This is a genomic window from Zoogloea sp., assembly GCF_023150065.1.
Lineage (GTDB): Bacteria > Pseudomonadota > Gammaproteobacteria > Burkholderiales > Rhodocyclaceae > Zoogloea.
This window is the reverse complement of record NZ_JAKLLN010000015.1, coordinates 29,332-47,314: the sequence shown is the minus strand read 5'-3', so window position 1 is coordinate 47,314 and position 17,983 is coordinate 29,332. Positions and strand designations below refer to the sequence as shown.

Genomic DNA, 17,983 nt, shown 5'->3' with positions numbered 1-17,983 from the left:
TCGCCCCTACAAGTCGCGTCTGTACGTCGTTCCTGCGGCTTCGGGAGTTCTGTGGGTCAGCTGGCCGTTGTGGCGTGGCTGAACCAGGCGGCGACCTGCTTCAGCCAGGCGTCGGGGCGTTCCCGGATCACCGGCACGGCGCCGGCGTAGATATGGCCGCTGGCGCAGTCCAGGGTGATGAGGTCGCCCGCCTGGAGGGGCGTGTTGCCGATGGTGAGGCTGCGCCGGGGCAGGTCGATGTTCAGCTCGGCGCAGCCCACCAGGCAGGCCTTGCCCAGCTGCCGGGCCACCACCGCGGCGTGGGCGGTGCGGCCGCCGCGGGCGGTGAGGATGCCTTGTGCCGCGGCGATGCCGCGGAGGTCTTCGGTGCTGGTGTCATCCCTGACCAGGATGCAGTCACGCCCGGCATCGGCATGGGCGCAGGCTTCGGCCGGGTCGAGGGCGATGACCCCCACCGCAACGCCCAGGCCGGCCGGGGTGGCGCGGGCCAGCAGGGGGTGGCCGGAGGCGTCGCCGATGCAGCTCCGCACCAGCCCCTGCAGATCCACGTCGCCAAGTATGCCGAGCGCCCGGGCGGGTGACCACAGGCCCGCGTTCACCTGTTCCACGGCAATGCGCAGGGCGGCCCAGGGGGTGCGTTTGGCGCTGCGGGTCTGGAGCAGGTAGAGGATGCCGTCCTGCACGGTGAACTCGAATTCCTGCACGTCGCCGAATTCCCGCTCCAGGATCTCGGCAACGGACTGCAGGCGGGCCTGGACGTGGGGCAGGCTGCTTGCCAGGCGGACGGTGTCGGGGGCGGAGTGCTGCCCCGAAACCACGTCCTCCCCCTGGCTGTTGAAGCGGAAGTCCAGATACAACCGGTTTTCGCCGGTGGCCGGGTCGCGGCTGAAGCCCACGCCGGCGCCGGATGTACCCCCGGCGTTGCCGAACACCATGCGCTGCACCGTGACGGCGGTGCCCATCTGCATGTCGATGCGGCGCATGCGCCGGTATTCGACGGCCCGCGGACTCATCCACGAGTCGAACACCGCCTCGGTGGCCCTATGGAGCTGCTCCAGCGGGTCTTGGGGAAAGGGGGTGCCGCTGAGGCCTTCGAAGATCTCGAGGTAGCTGCGGGCGAGGCGGGTGAGGGCCCGGAAGTCGAGCTCCTGGGGGCGCTGGGCACCGCTCTGTGCCATGCAGTGGGCCAGGGCGTTGCGAAAGGGGGCGGAGGGCAGGTGGTGCACCACCTCGGCGTACTGCTGGATCAGGCGCCGGTAGGAGTCCCACACCAGGCGGGGGTTGCCGGTCATGCGCAGGAGGCCGCGCAGGGTGGCGTCGGTGAGGCCTACGTCGAGGATGGTGTCCATCATCCCGGGCATCGACACCGGTGCGCCGGAGCGGACGGACACCAGCAGGGGCTTGCGCCCGGCGCCGAACTCCAGCCCGCAGGCCGCCTCCAGGCGTTCGATCTGGCTCTCCAGCAGCTTGCGCAGGGTGGGCCGGAAGGCCTCGGGGTCGGCGCTGAAGGCCTGGCAGAGGGGCGTGCCGAGGACGAAGGCCTGGGGCACCGGCAGCCCGATGGCGGCCATGCGGGCCAGGTTGCCGGCCTTGAAACCCATGGCCTCCACCGGCCCCTCGCGCCGCGGGCCGGGCAGGCCGATGCCGTAGAGGTGCTGGCTGAAGTCCATGCTCACTCGCCCATCACCGTGCCGAGCACGTGATCCCGAAGCTGCAGGGCCGCATGGAGCAGCAGGTCGGCGGCGTTCTCCAGGTTGCGGGCGCATTCGGCGCAGGCATACAGATCGCGGAAGTCGCCCCCTTCGTTGATCAGGGCGCGCTTGAAGCGGCGGTGGGCGTCGTCGCTCTGCCGTTCGGCGGCCATGATGTGGTGGATGGATTCGAGAAGATCCTGCAGGTCTTCCCGGGGGCCGCCCTGGCGCACGCCGCGGGCGCTTTCCAGGGCCTTGACGAACTCCTGGGCGCTGGAGACCGCCAGGCTGGCCAGGGTGCCCAGGGCTTCCAGCAGGGTGGCGCCGGGTGGGGTGGCGGGAAACAGGCCGAGGTGGAAGGCGGCTTCCTCGAGTTCATCGACGATGTCGTCGGCGCCCTCGATCAGGGTGCAGTAGAAATCCCCGTGGCGGGCGTTCTGGCGCTGCAGTTCGCGCGCCAGGTTGACCAGCTCGTCGGCCTGGTGCTCCCAGTGGCGGGCGCGGCTGGCGTTGTGGGTGATGCGTTCGCTGGCCTCGGGCCCGGCCATGTCGAGCAGGCAGTCGCGCAGGCCCGAGGCGATCTCGATGGACAGGGCGGCATGTTCGGCGGCGATGTCGATGAGCTGCTGGCGGGTGCTGCGGAAGCAGGTCAGCAGCTCGGCCCGCAGCGCGTCGCGGACCTCTTCGTCCGGGCGCCGGTCGAGCTGGGCCTGGCTGCAGCTGCGGAACACGAATTGCATGAAGGCCATGGCCCGGCTGCGGTCCAGGGTGTCGTCGAGCCGGGCGCCGAAGGCGGGCGGGGTGCGGGCGGCGAAGGCCAGGGCGTCGAAGACCAGCTGCTCGCCGCCGGCCCGCAGCCAGCCCATGTGGCCGATGCCTTCGTCGGCAGCCCACTTGAGCACGGCCAGGCTCTCCTTCTTGGGCAGCAGCAGGCGCAGGCGCTTGCGGGCCCGGTTCCAGTCGATCAAGAAGACCAGCCGGGAGCCGAGGAAGCACAGGTAGTCGCTCAGCCCGGCCTCGTTGTTGGCGGTGAAGGTGCCGGTGCTGATGTGATAGACCCCGTCGCTCATGTCCCGGTCGGTGCGCGAGCGGGTGTCGTCCCAGTTCACCGCCCAGTGGGCAAACAGGCTCTGGAAGAAGAGCAGGCGCTGGATGTGTACGTCGGTGTAGGTGACGCGGACGCAGCCCTTTTCCACGTGCACCACGAGGACGTGGGCGTCGGTGGTGCCGATGTCGTTCTGGACGATCAGGCGTTCACCGCTGCGGGTGGCGGTGGTGCCCAGGCCGGGGTGGTCGAACTTGAGCGGCCGGGTTTCGTTCACCCCGCGCATGAAGGCGGCGATCAGGGGGCGGTCGGCGGGGCTGATGTCGTAGGCCGCGGCGCCGTCGATGTCTTCGGCGGCGATCTGGGCCTGCAGGCGCAGCAGGGCCTTGTGCATGTCCATTACCAGCAGGTGGGCGCTGTCACCCGACTCCCGGTCGCCCGAGACAAGGCGGGTGATCTGGTCGCGGGAGAGGCAGTCCTGGCTGGCGCACCAGGCCTGCCCCCGCAGCCCCGACAGGCGCGCGGCCAGACCGGCGGCCGCGTCATCGCCGCCGGTGCGGAGCGGCATCAGCAGGGTTTCGAGCTCCGTGGCGATCAGGGCGCACAGCTTCTCGGCATCGGGAATCCGGTAGAGGTCATCCTCGACCAGTGCGCTGAGGCCGGGCAGGGCATCCAGGCTGTCGTCGTCAATCCCCGCCGCGCCACGCTCGGCCGACAGGGAGGGCTGGGTGTGGCCGGGATGGGTGGCGTGGAGCTGGGCCGCCTGGAGCAGGCTGAAGTAGAACTTGACCCGGTCGTTGGCGGCGAGCGCCTCGGCCAGCAGGGCCGGGAGCAGCAGGCTGGGCTCCCCGAGGGCGTCGATGATGCGTGCCTTTTCCGTCATGCGTTCGCTCCCGGGGCGTTGAGGACACACAGGGTGAGCCCGGCGGGTGACAGGGGTATGTCAGGCCGGCAGCCTGTCCATACCCTGTGCGCGCGCTTTCAGCCCTGGCGGCGCAGGCGGCGGGCCAGTAGGCCGATGCCGGCCAGACCCAGTGCCAGGGAGCCGGGCTCGGGCACCGCGGTGGGGGCGGCGCTGAGCTGCACGGCGTTGATCGACAGCCAGGAGCTGCCCACGTAGTCGCCCGTGTCGACCACGCCGAACACCACGTCCACGCTGCCGGCGGCGCCGAAGGTGTGGGTGAAGCGGCCGCTGCCCAGGCCTGTGAACACGTCGTCGAGCACGGTGAGCACGCCGCCGATGACCACGAAGGCGTAGTCGTTCATGCCGGCGAGGGGGTCTTCGTTTGTGCCCAGGCGCCAGTCGAAGCTGAGGGTGTCACCGGCCTGGATGCCCAGGGTCTGGCGCAGGGCCGAGCCTTCAAAGGCCCAGCTGCCGTTCAGCGGGTCCGGGTCGAGCTGGCCCAGGGGCAGGCCGGCAAACTCTTCCACGCCGCCGGGCTGACCGACGGGGGCGGCGGCGTTGCCGGAGAGGTTGAAGGCGCCGGCCGCGGCGGGGAAGTCATCCACGTCGAGGGAGGCGGTGCTGAGGCGGGCTGCGCCAGCGGAGACGCTGACATCGCCAAGGCTGTCCCAGCCCGTGAGGCCGGCGGCGAAGTCGCCGTTGATCACGGCGGCCTTGGCCGGGTTGGCGATGAGGGCGCCCAGCAGCAGGGCGGTGGAGAGGGCGAACATGCGCTTCATGGGTGTGTCCTTGGATGTCGGGGGTCAGGGGGCGACGATGATGTCGCGGCTGGCGTCGACGTTGCTGGCCGCAACGCCCTTCAGCAGCACGAGGGGGCGGGCCGCAGCAGGGCCGTTGCCGTCCGGGTCGATCTGCACGCTGGTGCCGGCCGCGGTGCCGACCAGCTTGAGGTAGCCGTCAGTCAGCGGCTGGGTGCCGGTGTAGCCGATGCTGGCCAGCAGGGCGCCCAGGTGCAGGCGGTCGGTGCCGGGCACGAAGTCGGTGATGGTGTCGCCGGCTTCGCGCAGGTTGCGATACGCGAAGGTGTCGGCACCGGCGCCGCCGGTGAGGGTGTCTGCGCCGTCGCCGCCGACAATCAGGTCGTCACCGGGGGTGCCGGTAAGAGTGTCGCGGGCGGCCGTGCCTTCGAGTTTGCGCACCAGCTGCAGGCCGACGATGACCGGGTCGTGGTCGGAGGAGCGGTAGGGCGTGGCGGAGTACAGGTCCGGCTCGCAGGCGGTGCAGGCGGGCTGCTTGAACTCCAGGTTGTAGTCGATGAAGGAGGGTTCGTCGGCGTTGATGTGCCAGTGGCCCACGCCGGCCAGCTGGCTGTTGAGGCTGGCGCTGGTCAGGGCGTGGTCCAGGTAGCCGGTCTCGCCGTCGAAGACGTAGGAGTAGGGGCTGGCTTCCCGGGCGGCGAGCTGGTCGATGAAGCCGGCCTGGGTGAGCTGGGCGATGGGGTCTTCCTTGCCGTAGGAATTCAGATCACCGATCAGTACCACGTCGTCGTCGCCGGCCGTGCTGCGCACCTGGCCGATGAAGGCCAGCAGCTGGCGGGCCTGGTCGATGCGGCGGGGGTTGAAGCAGCCCTGGCCGTCGCCCTGGTCCTGGTCGGCACCGGCGGCGTCGGTGCAGCTCTTGGACTTGAAGTGGTTGACCACCACCGAGAACTTCTCGCCATTGAGGGCGGCGAAGGTCTGGGCCAGGGGCGGGCGGTTGTTGATGGCGGCGGGGTCGGACAGGGAAGCTCCGACGCGGCTGACCCGGGCCGGCTTGTAGATCAGGGCTACCTTGATCTCGTCGCTGCCGGTGCCATTGGCCGGGTCGGGCACCACCGCATAGGTGCCGGCGCCCATGGCAGCGTTGAGGCCGTTTACCAGATCCTGGATGGCGCTCCGGGGGCCGTTGCCGTCGTTCTCGATCTCCATCAGGCCGACCACGTCGGCGTCGAGGGCGCGCAGGGCGCCGATGATCTTGACGCGCTGGCGTTCGAACTCGGCGGTGGAGGAGGCACCGCGGCTGGTCGGGAAACCGCCGCCGCTGCCGTCGCCGTTGAAATAGTTGAGCACGTTGAAGCTCGCCACCTTGACGTTGCCGCCCACCGCCGCCGGGGCCGGGGTGCGCGGATTGGCGCGCGTGAAGGCCGGCGTTTCGGTGGGGTGCAGGCGGTAGTCGAGGGTTGCCGGGCTGCTGGTGTTGATCGGGCCCTGGTCGAGCACGCCGACCAGGTTGCCAACCACCGTGTCACCGGCGCGCACGGTGTTGCCGCTGCCGATGTAGGGGGTCGGGCTGGGGTTCTGCAGGCTGCTGCCGTCGTCGAGCACCAGCAGGCGGCGCTGGTTCTCGTCGTTGAGGGCAATGGCCTCGGCCGAGCCGGCGCGGAAGCGGTTGGTGGCCTTTTCGAGGCGCCCGCCCGCCGACAGCGTGAGCTGACCGAAGCGGCCGAGGAAGTAGTTCTGGGCCACGGTCATGGGGCTGACAATGCGCACCAGCATGCCTTCGTAGCGCTCCAGCTCGCCGTTGATGCTCTCCGGCAGGGTCACGTCGGTGGGAGCGACGCTTTCGCCCGTGCCCAGCACGGTGACGGCGCTGGGGTTGGTGAGCTCGGTGAGGCCGCTGAACTCGGCTACCGTGCCCTTCACCGAGATGCGGTTGCCCACCGCCACGCCGGCCGGCATGGTGGCGTTGTTCACATACACGAAGAGGCCGTCGGAGGTGGCGGGGTTGCCGTCACCCGTCGGGTCCTGCAGGTAGAAGCCCTTGAGGCCGGGGAAAATGGCGGTGACCACGCCGCTGGTGATGAGGGTCTCGCCCACCCGCGGGCTGGTGTTGCCGCTGCCCTGGATCTCGGGGATGGAGGTGGTGGCCGCGGCGGCGCTGACGGTCACGTCTACCGTGCAGCTGGCGCTCTGGGCCTCGTTGTTGGTGAACAGCACGCGCACCGGGTAGGTGCCCGGGCTGACCGCGGCGCTGGCCTGCAGGCTGACGCTGGCGGCGGCGCCATCGGCGGCCGAAGGCGTAACGGGGCCGAGGCTGATGCCGGCCACCGGCGCGCTGTCGATGCTGGCGCCGGTCACCAGGCTGTCCAGGTCACTGGCCGTCAGGGTCACGCTGCCGGCCTGGCCCTGCTGGATGTTCAGGGGGCTGCAGGCGGGGACGATGGGGGCATTCACCGGCGCGCCGGCACACTGGTTGAGGGGGCTGGCGCTGTTACGCGGGGCCGGTGCGCCGGTGCTGAAGTCGGCGCCGTTGTTGTCGGTGTCGGTACAGCCGGCCGCAGCCCGGAACAGCGCGGTGGTGGCGCTGGCCGCCGGCGCGGCGCTGGCGCCTTCCTTGAAGTTGGCGCTGCCGAAGCCCACCAGATCGACGATCTGGGCATTCTGCGCCGGGGTGCAGGGCGTGCTGCTGCCGTTACAGGCAAGGCCGGTGGCCACATTGGCGAGGATGAGCTTGCCATTGGCCTGGGCCAGGTTGGAGGTGCCCGTGGCATCGGCCGCCGGCAGGGCGCTGCCCCCGGCCGTGACAGCCAGCCGCACCAGCAGGTACTGGCCCGGCTGCAGGGTGCCATTGAGCGCCGCCACCCCGTTGCCCGAGAAGTTGCCGGTGCCTGTGGCGCTGGCGTACTGCACCGACCAGCCGCTCACATCCACCGGGTTGCTGCTCCGGTTGAAGAGCTCCACGTAGTCGGCGCTGTAAACGTTGCCCCCACCCCCGTAGATCTGGCTGATGACGATGTCCGATGCGGCACTGGCGAGGCCGCTGGCAGACAGAAGGCCGGCCGTGCAGAGCGCGGCGGCGAGGCGATGGGGTGTAGGCATGGGAGGGGCTCCGGGATGGTGGACTGACCCGGCACTGTAGGCAAGTCGTGCTACAGGGGTCGCAGGGCGAAATCCGCCGCTACTCCTCCGTTCGGATGGGTTTGCTGCAAGCGTGTTGAAAGATTGGTGATGGGGTTCTTGTGCCGGCGCGAGTTCGGTAGAAAGTCGCCCCGGCCTTACCAACGCATCGGCTTAAGGATAAACTGATTGCTCAATGTATATCTAAGCAAGGAGGCCTTCATGCAAGTCGCCAAATGGGGAAATTCGCTCGCCGTTCGTCTGCCGGCTGCGGTGGTTCAGGCGCTGGAGTTGAAGGAAGGTGAAGAAATCGAGCTGCACGTCGTGGGGGAACGCTCCCTTGAGGTCGCCCGCAAGGCACAGCCCCAGGAACTGCTTGCCCGGCTGCGCCGCTTGAGGGGCCGGCTGCCCGCCGATTTTCGCTTTGATCGGCTCGAAGCCCATGAAGAGGACCGGCAGCCCTGATGCGTCCAGTCTTCTTCGACACCAACGTCGTCCTCTACCTGCTGTCGGCCGATGCGCACAAGGCCGATGTGGCCGAAGCGTTGCTGGCACGGGGGGGCGTGGTCAGCGTCCAGGTGCTCAATGAAGCGACATCGGTGTGCCGACGCAAGCTGAAGCTGCCCTGGCCAGAGGTGCATGGACTGCTCGATGCGGTTAAGGCGTGCTGTACGGTGGTACCGCTGTCGCTCGCCGCCCACGAGCGTGCCCTTCAGTTGGCCGAGCGCTTCCAGCTATCGCTCTACGATGCGCTCATCTGCGCGTCGGCGCAGGAGGTCGATGCCGAAGTGCTGTACACGGAGGATCTGCAGGGTGGATTGGTGCTGGGAGGGCTACAGGTCAGAAATCCGTTTGTCTGACCTCGGGCCGCGGCGACAGAATCTGGTGGCCAAACGTTCTGAAGGCGGTTGATCTCGTCGTAGGTGTAGGTCCGTCCCCCTGTCAGTGGAGCGGGCCTTGACGTTGCCCAGTTCGTCATACAGGTAGCTGTCGGCCCGCAGGGGCCTGGCCAGGAGCAGGCACTCCGTGACCACTGCAGCGGCGGTCTTCGGATCCACAAATCTACTTTCCGATCCGTTCAGCAACAAACCGCAGCAGCAGCAAGTAGCTGATTGCTCCGACGAAGAAGACTGGCTCACTCATTATCGTCTTCAGCCATGTATATGCCAGGCTGAAAACGACGACTCCAGCAAGGTAAATCCAGGTTTTTCTCATTTCTGGCAACTGCAGTCGGTGGTCCGTGAGCAGCCCCGGTAGCACATTCTCGAAGTCGGGATTGCTGAGCAGTTCAGCAAACGTCGCCGCTACGGCGTGTCGGAGAGCCACTGGAGCAAGAGTGAACTCGTCTGCCAACTCTGCGCGACCATCGACGACGCTGAGCACGTCCTCGAGGTCGTGACTCGTCATGAAGTCACGCTGGCCTCGGTCGATAAACGCCTCGAGCTTTGTTGCAACAAATGCAACTGCGCTTGCGAGCCTGATCGTGATGCCGTTCCCGAGATCAACCGGAGTAGCGCTCTGAATGGCGTATGGATACCAGCGATTCGTGAAGCCGAGCACGGAGGCCTCGACGGGCATGAGATCGAACAGCACGCCGGAATCGCGATATTTCCATCTGCAGATCACTTCGCTGCTGCTGTCGCGCATGAAGCCGCGTGCCGCTATCTCATCTTCGAGCCTGAAGAACGCAACTCGTCCGGCTTCGACGACAGCATCGACATCCATCGTCGCACGCACAGCATCGGCAAGAGGGTCTGTCATGAGCAGGCCTGCGATTGAGCCCCCCACGAATACGAGTTGGTGTCGCAGATCACCCAGGGCCTCAGCAATCAGCCGAAGCTGCGCCAGGTTCGGATCATTCGGAAGCATGTGCTCCTCCGAGCTCGCGGCTCAACATGTCAGCAGCCAGCGCTCTCTCACGAGCCCGACCGCATCTGACAGCATCCAGCAGCGCAAGGAGGCGGTGCAGATCCGGGTCTCGAAGTGCCGCATCCGGCGCTGTTCTGTATAGCGGCGAGATGGATGGGCCTTTAGCCGTTCCATCGGGATGTGGCCACACGGGTGCATCACCTGACGCCACGTTCACTTGGCTGGCCAGGGGCTCCGCACCAATGCTCGTCGGTACCCCTCGCTTGACCGGCCCCAAGGCTGCGGGCCACACATATTTCACACCATGCAACAAGAACTCCAGCAGCGCCGGCCGTACAGGCTGCCAGCCATCTCGCCCATGAGAGACCGCAAGTCCGCACTCGACAGCACGTCTAACGCTTGCATGCGTCTCGGACGCACTCATGGACAACGCGGCGCTCAACTCAGCGTAAGTCCAGCGTCGTGGCGGATGTGCGGCGACCTTGAGCAAAACGATCAGATCCTGCGTCTTGAGTTCCATTCTCCGGGCTTCGAATTCGTAATTCGCGAATAGCGAATACGGGCCATCTGGCCCTGCTCCGCAAGAGCGCCTCTTCGGGGGACTGTGAGCGTGGTTACGGCCCGGAAGAAAGCGTCTGCCCGGCGGATACGCGGGCATGTGTGGTCTGAGCCCCGATATTCCCTACAAGGGTCGCAGGGCGAAATCCGCCACCGCTCCTCCGTTGGGATGGGTTTGCTGAAAGATTGGTGACGCGCGCGCTGTGTGGGCGAATTCACTCGACCTTCTCACGCTGATGACCGGTAGGCCGCTGGGAAAAGTCCGTGGTCGAATGGGTTTGCCCCACCGGGAGGGCTGGCGATCATCGATTGCGGTGCCATTCTGTGTTGAAACCCGAATGACTTCAATCCGTGATGGCCCTGTCACGAAAGCCCCCTAGGCTGCGCCGACCATGCCGAGTGTCCGCGTTTTCGCCTTGCCTCCCTTTTGCCGCTTGCGCGGCTTTACCCTGCTTGAGTTGCTGGTGGTGATGAGCATCATCGGGCTGCTGGCGGGCTATGTGGGGCCCAAGTTCTTTACCCATATCGGGCGCTCGGAGATCAAGGCGGTGCGGGCGCAGATCGATGGTTTCGAGAAGGCGCTGGACCAGTTTCGGGTGGATATGGGGCGTTACCCGACCACCGAGGAGGGCTTGCAGGCCTTGCTGGCGGCGCCGGCCGAGGCGACGCGCTGGGGCGGCCCCTATCTCAAGAAGGCAGTGCCCAAGGATCCGTGGGGGCAGCTCTACCAGTATGTGCAGCCCGGTGAGCATGGGGAGTTCGATCTGTACTCCTTTGGCCGGGACGGCCAGCCCGGCGGCACCGGCGAGGCTGCCGACATCGGCAACTGGTAAGCCATGCGTTTCCGGGTTCGGGCGCTGGCGGGGGCGTCTACTTTTCAGGATATCGAGCTGGTGGCGGCGGATGCCGGCGCGGCCCGGGTGCAGGCGGCGGCGCAGGGGCTGGCGGTGATCTCGGTCACGCCGTTGGCCGACGCGCGCAGCCAGGCGGGTTTTCCGCTGCAGCTCTTCAATCAGCAGCTGCTGGCCTTGCTGCGGGCGGGGATTCCCCTGGCTGAGGCACTGGCGGCGCTGGCCGAGAAGGAGGGGCGGGCCGGCATGCGCGAGGTGCTGCTGGAGTTGCTGGCGCGCCTGCGCGAGGGGCAGCGCCTGTCGGTGGCCCTGGCGGCCCGGCCCCAGGCCTTTCCGCCCCTCTACGTGGCCACGGTGCGCGCCGCCGAGCGCACCAGTGATCTGGACCCGGCGCTGGCCCGCTACATCGACTACCAGCAGCAGCTTGCCCTGGTGCGCGGCAAGCTGCTGTCGGCGGCGCTCTATCCGGCCCTGCTGCTGGGGGTGGGGGGCGCGGTGATGCTCTTTCTGCTGGCCTACGTGGTGCCGCGCTTTGCCCAGGTGTTCGAGTCGGTGGGCGGCGAGCTGCCCTGGATGTCGCGCCTGCTGCTGGCCTGGGGCACGCTGCTGCAGACCCACGGCGGTTGGGTGCTGGCCGGCGGCCTGGGGCCGGTGGGGCTGATCGTGCTGGCCCTGCGCCATCCGGCCAGCCGCGCGGCGGCCCTGCGCCTGGCCTGGCGCACGCCCCGGCTGGGGGCGCGCCTGCGGGTGTTCGAGCTGGCGCGCTTCTATCGCACCCTGGGCATGCTGCTGCGGGGCGGGATTCCGGCGGTGACGGCCCTGGGAATGGTGGAGGGGCTGTTGTCGCCGGCCCTGCGCCCGGGGCTCCAGGCCGCCATCGAGCGGGTGCGTGAAGGCCAGGGCCTGGCGGCCACCCTGGGCGACCATGCCCTGGCCACGCCGGTGGCCCTGCGCATGCTGGCGGTGGGGGAGCGCGCCGGCAACCTGGGCGAGATGCTGGAGCGGGCCGCCGGCTTTCATGAGGAGGACAACGCCCGCTGGCTGGACGCCGTGACGCGGCTGGCCGGGCCGCTGCTGATGCTGGTGATCGCCCTGGCCGTAGGCCTGATTTTGATCATGCTCTACCTGCCCATCTTCCAGGTTGCGGAGAGCCTCCAGTGAGCGCTGCCCTGTGCCTGGACGAGGCCGCGCTGCAGGCCCTGGCGCCGGATTTCGGGGTGCTGCCCTTTGACCGGGCCCTGCAGCGGGAGGCCCTTGCCGGCCGGGATGTGTCGGGCCGGCTCTGGATCGTGCAGGCCGACCCGGCCGACACCGACCTCGTGGACGGGCTGGGCGGCACCCTGGACGAGCCCTTCGACCTGTGCCGCGCCGACCGGGATGCCCTCACCGCCTGCCTGGCTCGCCACGAGGCGACCCACCGCATGGTGGGCGCGGGCGAGCTGGCCGACGAGGCCGCACCGCTGGACGCTGATGGAGGCGAGGACCTGTCCCTGCGCCGCATCACCGGCGACGCCAGCCCGGTAGTGCGGTTGGTCAACGCCACCCTGTACGACGCCATCCGCCAGGGCGCCAGTGACGTGCATCTGGAATCCCGGCCCGGCGGGCTGGCGATCAAGTACCGGGTGGACGGGGTGCTCAACCAGGCCGGCAGTGTGGCGGGCACGGCCCAGGCCGAGCAGGTGGTGTCGCGCCTCAAGGTGCTGGCCGAGCTGGACATCGCCGAGCGGCGGGTGCCCCAGGACGGGCGTTTCAAGGTCCAGGCCGGGGGCCGGGCCATCGACTTCCGGGTGTCCATCATGCCCAGCATCCACGGCGAGGACGCGGTGCTGCGCATCCTCGACAAGGCCCACCTGACCCGGGCGCTGGACGGCCTGAGCCTGGAGACCCTGGGCTTTGACGGGGACACGCGCCAGCGCCTGCGCCGCATGGCCGCCGAGCCCTACGGCATGCTGCTGGTCACCGGCCCCACCGGCTCGGGCAAGACCACCAGCCTGTACGCCCTGCTGTCCGAGACCCACAGCGGGCAGGACAAGGTGATCACCATCGAGGACCCGGTGGAGTACCAGCTGCCCGGCGTGCTGCAGATCCCGGTCAACGAGAAGAAGGGCATGGACTTTGCCCGCGGCCTGCGCTCCATCCTGCGCCACGACCCCGACCGGATCATGGTGGGGGAGATCCGCGACCCGGAGACGGCCGAGATCGCCATCCAGGCAGCCCTCACCGGCCACCTGGTGTTCACCACCGTGCATGCCAACAACGTCTTCGACGTGATCGGCCGCTTCATGCACATGGGGGTCGATCCCTACAACCTGGTGGCGGCCCTCAATGGTGTGGTGGCCCAGCGCCTGCTGCGCATCAACTGCCCGGCGTGCACCGCGCCCCGGCCACCGGTGCCGGAGATCCTGGCGGCATCAGGGCTGGCGGCGGCGCCGGCGGACTACCGCTTCTGCGCCGGGCAGGGCTGCAGCCAGTGCCGCGGGTCGGGCTTCCGGGGGCGGCGGGCCATTGCCGAGGTGCTGGTGCTGGATGACGAACTCCGCGACCTGATCACCAGCCGGGCGCCCCTGCGGGTGCTCAAGGAGGCCGCCCGGCGCCAGGGCTTCGTGAGCCTGCGGGAGGCCGGCCTGGCCTTGGTGCGGGACGGGCAGACCACGCTGGAGGAGCTGAACCGTGTCACCTTTGTGGCCTGAGACCCGCCGCCTGTTTGTCGGCCCCGAGCGCCTGTCCCTCGACGCGCCGGACGGGCCCGGCGTGGCGCTGGACCTCCACGGGGGCTGGGAGGCCGCTTTTGCCGCCATGCCGGCCTTGCCCCGGCGCACCCGCCTGCAACTGCAGGTGGCCGACCGGCACGTGCGCTATGTGCACCTGGCGTGGCCTGCCGGCCTGCGCCGCACGGAGCGCGAGGCTTTTGCCGGGCAGCGCTTTGCGGCGGTGTTCGGGCCCGGGCCGTGGGCCGTGCAGATCGACCGGGAGGCCCTGTGTCTGCCCAGTCTGGGGGCGGCCCTGCCGGCCGGGCTGCAGGGGGCCATCAAGGCCTTTGCCCGTGAGCGTGGGATGAAGGTGACAGGGCTGGCACCGGCCTTCGCGGCGGCTTTCAACGCCCTGCGGCCGCGTCTGGCGGGCGATGGGGCCCTGGCCCGGCTGGAGGCCGGGCGGGTCACCCTGGGCCTGTGGCGGGCCGGGCAGTGGTGCGCGGTGCGCAGCCTGCCGGTGGCCCAGGCCGATACGGCAGCGGCCGTGGCTGGCCTGCTGCCCCTGCTGGCGGCCCGGCCCGCTGGCGAGACCTGGGTGCAGCCCGTGCTCCACCTCACCGGAGGCGCCGCAGGGCCCGCCGGGCTGGCGCTGCCCGAAGGCTGGCGCCTGCAGCATCTTGAGGATGCCGCATGAAAGCCCGCGTGCCGCTGCCCCTGGGGCTGGACTTTGCCGGCCGCCGACGCCCCCCCAGCCTGCTTGGCTGGTTGATGCTGGCCGCCGGTGCGCTGGCCTGTGCCGGTGTGCTGCATGAGTACGAGGTGCGTGAGGCCCAGGTGGCGGATGAGGCGCGCCTGCTGGCCCGGGCCCGCCGTGCGGTGGATGCCCGCATGGGCAGCGCCCGGCCGCCGGCGCCGGTGTCCGACGCCGAGCTGCGTCCGGCGCTGGCAGCGGCCCGGCTGCTGGGGCGCGACTGGGGCGGCTTTCTGAGCGGGCTTGAGGCGGCCGTGAGTGACCCGGGCATCGCCGTGCTGGCGCTGGAACAGGACGGCCCGGCCGGCAGCCTGAAGCTCTCGGGCGAGGCGCGCAGCCTGTCCGAGGTCTTTGCCCTGCTGGCCCGCCTGGCGGGTGTGGCCGGGCTGCGGGATGCACGGCTGGTGAGCTACGGCTTTCGGGACGACGACGGCATCCAGGTGGTGAGTTTCCAGATCGACGCCCGTTGGGAGGTGCGTCCATGAACTGCAGCCGCTGGCGGGAATCGGCCGGGCGCAGCGCCCGCGCCGCCGGGCTGCCCGGCGTGCTGGGCATCACCCTGGCCCTGGCCGCCCTGAGTTTTGACCTGAGCGGCAACCAGGCCCTGGAGGCCGAGGCCGACGCCCTGCACCAACAGACCCGGGCCACCGAACGTCGGCTGCGCCAGCCGGCCCGGGTGGAGCCTTCTGCCCGGGCCCGCCTGGAGGCCTTCAACGCGTCCTTCCCCGAGGCCGGCAGTCTGCCCGAGCTGCTGGGGCGGCTCCACGGCCATGCCCTGGCCCGGGGCGTGCAGCTGGACAAGGCCGATTACCGGTCGGCCGCAGACCCCCAGTCCCCCCTCGAACGCATCAGCCTGGAGCTGCCGGCCCGGGGCGCCTATGTCCTCCTGCGCGCATGGCTGGACGACGTGCTGGCCGAAATGCCCGAGGTGGCCCTGGAACACCTGAGCCTGCGGCGCCCGGCCATGGACGCCATGGAGCTGGAGGCCCGGGTGCGTCTGGTGATCCTGGTGCGGCGGGGCGCATGAGGCGCAAGGCCGTGCTCCTGTCGGCCCTGGCCGCGTCCCTGCTGGCCACCTGGTGGGCCGCCGGGCTGGAGGAGGCGGGTGACGAAGCGGGGGAGGGCACGGCTTCGCCCCCTGCGGCCCGGCCCGCACGTCGCGCCGAGGTGCGCCCCGCCGCCGATCTTTCGGCGCTGGTGCTCACCCCCCGGCTGCGGGCGGAGGGTGGAGCCGATCTCTTTGCCGTGCGCAGCTTCCGGTCGCCACCGCCGCCTGCGCCCCCCGTCACTCCGATGGCCCCACCCTTGCCCTTCCGGCACGGCGGCCTGCTGGAAGACGGCGGCCCCCTCGCGGTGTTCCTGATCGAGGGCGAGCGGGTCCATGTGCTGCGGGCCGGTGATGTGCTGGAAGGCCGCTACCGGGTGAGCGCGGTCAGCCGGGCCCGCGTCGATCTCGTCTATCTCCCCCTCAACCAGACCCAGAGCCTCGCCGGCGGGGCCATTCCATGACTGTCCGATTCCTGCTGCGCCTTGCCGCGCCCCTGTTGCTGTCTGCCGGCCTGCTGGCCTGTGCCGCCAACCCGGCCCTGGAGGAGAGCCGCCAGGCCTTTGCCACCCGCAGCCCCGAGGTGGCCCTGCGTGAGCTGCGCGACAAGGTGAGCGCCGACCCGCGCAACCTGGAGCTGCGCGGCTACTACCTGCGCCAGCGCGACATGCTGGTGGCACGCCAGCTGGCTCTGGCCGACCAGGCCCGGGGGGCGGGGCGCTTCGAGCAGGCCGAGGCGGCCCTCGGGCTGGCCCGCCAGTTCGACCCCCTTCACCCCCGGGTGGCCGCCGGCTACGAGGCCATCACCGCCCGCCAGGCCCGCGACCACAGCGCCCGGGAGGCCCAGCGCAGCCTGGACAAGGGCGACGCCGTGGCCGCCGAGCGCGGGGCCCGGGGCGTGCTGGCGGCCGACCCCGCCCACCCCCTGGCGCGGGAGGTGATGCGCCGCCTGGACGAGCGCGCCGCTGCCCGCGACCCGCTGCCGGCAGCCCTGGCCGGCCCCCTGGCCAAACCCGTGACCGTGGAATTCCGGGACGCGCCCCTGCGCGGGGTGCTGGAGGTGCTGTCCCGGGAGTCGGGCCTCAACTTCGTGCTCGACAAGGACGTGCGCCCCGACGCCAAGGTGTCGCTGTTCGTGCGTAAGAGCAGCATTGACGACGTGCTCAAGCTGCTGATGGTGACCCAGCAGCTCGAACGCAAGCTGCTCAACGAGCGTTCGGTGCTGATCTACCCCAACACCCCGGCCAAGCAGAAGGACTACCAGGAGCTGGTGACCCGCAGCTTCTACCTGGCCAACGCCGACCCCAAGCAGGCCATGGCCATGATCAAGCAGATGGTCAAGACCAAAGACGTGTTTGTGGAGGACAAGCTCAACCTGCTGGTGATGAAGGACACCCCCGATGCGGTGCGCCTGGCTGAGCGCCTGGTCGCCGGCCTGGACCTGGCCGAGCCGGAGGTGATGCTGGAGGTGGAGGTGATGGAGATCAGCCGCAACCGCCTGCTGGAGCTGGGGGTGCGCTTCCCGGAGCAGATCGGCTACGGCCTGCTGCAGCCCTCCACCACCAGCGCGGTGACGACCACCACCGGCACCACCATCAGCCAGAACCTGGGCGGGCAGCTGCTGGCCGGCAACATCAACCTGCGCAACACCGGGGCCATGGTGCCCTACGTGGCCAATCCGGGGCTGCTCCTCAACCTGCGCGACCAGGACGGGAACTCCAACATCCTGGCCAACCCGCGCATCCGGGTGAAGAACCGGGACAAGGCGCGCATCCACATCGGCGAGAAGCTGCCGGTGTTCACCACCACCTCAACCGCCAACGTGGGGGTGTCGGCGTCGGTGAACTACCTGGACGTGGGCCTCAAGCTGGAGGTGGAGCCCTCGGTGCACCTGGATGACGAGGTGGCCATCAAGGTGAACCTGGAGGTGAGCAGCATCGTCAAGGAAGTGCTCGGGCCGTCCAGCTCCCTGGCCTACCAGGTGGGCACGCGCAGCGCGGCCACGTCCCTGCGCCTGAAGGATGGGGAGACCCAGGTGCTCGCCGGGCTGATCAGCGACGAGGAGCGCAGCTCGGCCTATCGCCTGCCCGGCCTCGGTGAGGTGCCGGGCCTGGGGCGGCTGTTCAGCAGCCAGCGTGACGTGGGCAATAAGACCGAGATCGTCCTGCTGATCACCCCCCGGGTGGTGCGCAACCTGGCCCAGCCGGCCCTGGCCGTGGCCACCCAGGCCGCCGGCACCGAGGCGGCGGTGGGCGCCGCGCCCCTGATGTTGGGGGCAGGGGGTGCCGCCGCTGCCGCGCCGCGCGGGCCGTCGGCGGCTGTGGTGCCGATGCCGGTGCCGGCCGCCACCGCAGATCCGGGCCTGCCGGCCCTGGCGCTGGAAGCGCCGGAGCAGGTGCGGCCGGGCGAGCCCTTCGCCCTGGTGCTGACCCTCTCCGGCCCGGCCAGCGAGGGCGGGCCGGCTCTGCTGGCCTACGACACGACCCTGGTCGAATCCCTGGATCAGCCCGGTGAGGGCGGCGATGCCCTGGCCGTGCAGCTGCCGGCGGGCACGGCGCCGCGCCTGGAGGTCCGCTTCCGGGCCCGCCCGGGTGCGTCCGGCCTGGCCCGTTTCGGCGTGCTGTCGGCCCAGTTGCGCAGTGGCGGCCAGGCATTGGCGCTGCCGTCTGCCGAACCCGTTGGCGTGCGCATTGCACCCTGA

The 17,983-nt window shown here is 69.8% G+C and carries 15 protein-coding genes; 10 read left to right on the top strand and 5 right to left on the bottom strand.

The features are described from left to right. Window positions 1-56: 56 nt before the first annotated feature. The 4 genes from L6Q67_RS16185 to L6Q67_RS16170 form a co-directional block, all read right to left on the bottom strand. Complete coding sequence (locus tag L6Q67_RS16185; RefSeq protein ID WP_296571767.1) at window positions 57-1,670, bottom strand: PEP/pyruvate-binding domain-containing protein; 1,614 nt, start codon at window positions 1,668-1,670, stop codon at window positions 57-59. A gap of 2 nt (window positions 1,671-1,672) precedes the next feature. Then, window positions 1,673-3,619 carry a phosphate transport regulator gene (locus tag L6Q67_RS16180; protein ID WP_296571582.1) on the bottom strand — a complete coding sequence of 649 codons (1,947 nt, stop codon included), beginning with the start codon at window positions 3,617-3,619 and terminating at the stop codon, window positions 1,673-1,675. Window positions 3,620-3,717: 98 nt separating this feature from the next. Further along, on the bottom strand, window positions 3,718-4,419 hold the full coding sequence (locus L6Q67_RS16175; protein ID WP_296571579.1) for a PEP-CTERM sorting domain-containing protein: 702 nt from the start codon (window positions 4,417-4,419) through the stop codon (window positions 3,718-3,720). 24 nt (window positions 4,420-4,443) lie between these two features. Beyond that, window positions 4,444-7,497: an ExeM/NucH family extracellular endonuclease gene (locus tag L6Q67_RS16170; protein ID WP_296571576.1), complete on the bottom strand. Its 3,054-nt coding sequence runs from the start codon at window positions 7,495-7,497 to the stop codon at window positions 4,444-4,446. Window positions 7,498-7,737: 240 nt separating this feature from the next. Here L6Q67_RS16170 and L6Q67_RS16165 point away from each other — a divergent pair, with 240 nt between their 5' ends. Together L6Q67_RS16165 and L6Q67_RS16160 are read left to right on the top strand one after the other, a co-directional pair. Continuing rightward, window positions 7,738-7,980 carry an AbrB/MazE/SpoVT family DNA-binding domain-containing protein gene (locus L6Q67_RS16165; RefSeq protein WP_296571573.1) on the top strand — a complete coding sequence of 81 codons (243 nt, stop codon included), beginning with the start codon at window positions 7,738-7,740 and terminating at the stop codon, window positions 7,978-7,980. After that, the gene (locus L6Q67_RS16160) at window positions 7,980-8,375 is read left to right on the top strand and encodes a PIN domain-containing protein (protein WP_296571571.1); all 396 of its coding nucleotides are present in this window, start codon (window positions 7,980-7,982) and stop codon (window positions 8,373-8,375) included. The genes L6Q67_RS16165 and L6Q67_RS16160 overlap by 1 nt, the downstream gene beginning before the upstream one ends. A gap of 202 nt (window positions 8,376-8,577) precedes the next feature. Here the strand turns inward: L6Q67_RS16160 and L6Q67_RS16155 are convergent, their stop codons facing one another. Beyond that, window positions 8,578-9,384, bottom strand: coding sequence for a hypothetical protein (locus L6Q67_RS16155; protein ID WP_296571568.1), 807 nt, complete (start codon window positions 9,382-9,384; stop codon window positions 8,578-8,580). A gap of 950 nt (window positions 9,385-10,334) precedes the next feature. On the opposite strand from L6Q67_RS16155, the gene gspG reads away from it, so the two are divergent. The 8 genes from gspG to L6Q67_RS16115 are packed head-to-tail and all read left to right on the top strand — an operon-like array spanning window position 10,335 to window position 17,983. Then, window positions 10,335-10,775: a type II secretion system major pseudopilin GspG gene (gene gspG, locus L6Q67_RS16150; protein ID WP_296571566.1), complete on the top strand. Its 441-nt coding sequence runs from the start codon at window positions 10,335-10,337 to the stop codon at window positions 10,773-10,775. 3 nt (window positions 10,776-10,778) lie between these two features. Further along, entirely contained in the window at window positions 10,779-11,954 is a 1,176-nt protein-coding gene (locus L6Q67_RS16145) for a type II secretion system F family protein (RefSeq protein ID WP_296571565.1), read from the top strand. Next, entirely contained in the window at window positions 11,951-13,483 is a 1,533-nt protein-coding gene (locus L6Q67_RS16140) for a GspE/PulE family protein (RefSeq protein WP_296571563.1), read from the top strand. Before L6Q67_RS16145 ends, L6Q67_RS16140 begins: the two co-directional genes overlap by 4 nt. Beyond that, window positions 13,464-14,180: a hypothetical protein gene (locus tag L6Q67_RS16135; protein WP_296571562.1), complete on the top strand. Its 717-nt coding sequence runs from the start codon at window positions 13,464-13,466 to the stop codon at window positions 14,178-14,180. Before L6Q67_RS16140 ends, L6Q67_RS16135 begins: the two co-directional genes overlap by 20 nt. Beyond that, entirely contained in the window at window positions 14,177-14,722 is a 546-nt protein-coding gene (locus L6Q67_RS16130) for a PilN domain-containing protein (protein WP_296571557.1), read from the top strand. The genes L6Q67_RS16135 and L6Q67_RS16130 overlap by 4 nt, the downstream gene beginning before the upstream one ends. Further along, complete coding sequence (locus tag L6Q67_RS16125; RefSeq protein WP_296571554.1) at window positions 14,719-15,264, top strand: hypothetical protein; 546 nt, start codon at window positions 14,719-14,721, stop codon at window positions 15,262-15,264. The genes L6Q67_RS16130 and L6Q67_RS16125 overlap by 4 nt, the downstream gene beginning before the upstream one ends. Further along, window positions 15,261-15,746: a hypothetical protein gene (locus L6Q67_RS16120; protein ID WP_296571550.1), complete on the top strand. Its 486-nt coding sequence runs from the start codon at window positions 15,261-15,263 to the stop codon at window positions 15,744-15,746. The genes L6Q67_RS16125 and L6Q67_RS16120 overlap by 4 nt, the downstream gene beginning before the upstream one ends. Next, the gene (locus L6Q67_RS16115) at window positions 15,743-17,983 is read left to right on the top strand and encodes a secretin N-terminal domain-containing protein (RefSeq protein WP_296571547.1); all 2,241 of its coding nucleotides are present in this window, start codon (window positions 15,743-15,745) and stop codon (window positions 17,981-17,983) included. Before L6Q67_RS16120 ends, L6Q67_RS16115 begins: the two co-directional genes overlap by 4 nt.

Coding starts and splice junctions, on each gene's coding strand:
- L6Q67_RS16180 (WP_296571582.1), bottom strand. CDS start 3,619: ATGACGGAAAAGGCACGCATCATCGACGCCCTCGGGGAGCCCAGCCTG.
- L6Q67_RS16125 (WP_296571554.1), top strand. CDS start 14,719: ATGAACTGCAGCCGCTGGCGGGAATCGGCCGGGCGCAGCGCCCGCGCC.
- gspG (WP_296571566.1), top strand. CDS start 10,335: ATGCCGAGTGTCCGCGTTTTCGCCTTGCCTCCCTTTTGCCGCTTGCGC.
- L6Q67_RS16170 (WP_296571576.1), bottom strand. CDS start 7,497: ATGCCTACACCCCATCGCCTCGCCGCCGCGCTCTGCACGGCCGGCCTT.
- L6Q67_RS16160 (WP_296571571.1), top strand. CDS start 7,980: ATGCGTCCAGTCTTCTTCGACACCAACGTCGTCCTCTACCTGCTGTCG.
- L6Q67_RS16165 (WP_296571573.1), top strand. CDS start 7,738: ATGCAAGTCGCCAAATGGGGAAATTCGCTCGCCGTTCGTCTGCCGGCT.
- L6Q67_RS16155 (WP_296571568.1), bottom strand. CDS start 9,384: ATGCTTCCGAATGATCCGAACCTGGCGCAGCTTCGGCTGATTGCTGAG.
- L6Q67_RS16175 (WP_296571579.1), bottom strand. CDS start 4,419: ATGAAGCGCATGTTCGCCCTCTCCACCGCCCTGCTGCTGGGCGCCCTC.
- L6Q67_RS16145 (WP_296571565.1), top strand. CDS start 10,779: ATGCGTTTCCGGGTTCGGGCGCTGGCGGGGGCGTCTACTTTTCAGGAT.
- L6Q67_RS16185 (WP_296571767.1), bottom strand. CDS start 1,670: ATGGACTTCAGCCAGCACCTCTACGGCATCGGCCTGCCCGGCCCGCGG.
- L6Q67_RS16130 (WP_296571557.1), top strand. CDS start 14,177: ATGAAAGCCCGCGTGCCGCTGCCCCTGGGGCTGGACTTTGCCGGCCGC.
- L6Q67_RS16115 (WP_296571547.1), top strand. CDS start 15,743: ATGACTGTCCGATTCCTGCTGCGCCTTGCCGCGCCCCTGTTGCTGTCT.
- L6Q67_RS16120 (WP_296571550.1), top strand. CDS start 15,261: ATGAGGCGCAAGGCCGTGCTCCTGTCGGCCCTGGCCGCGTCCCTGCTG.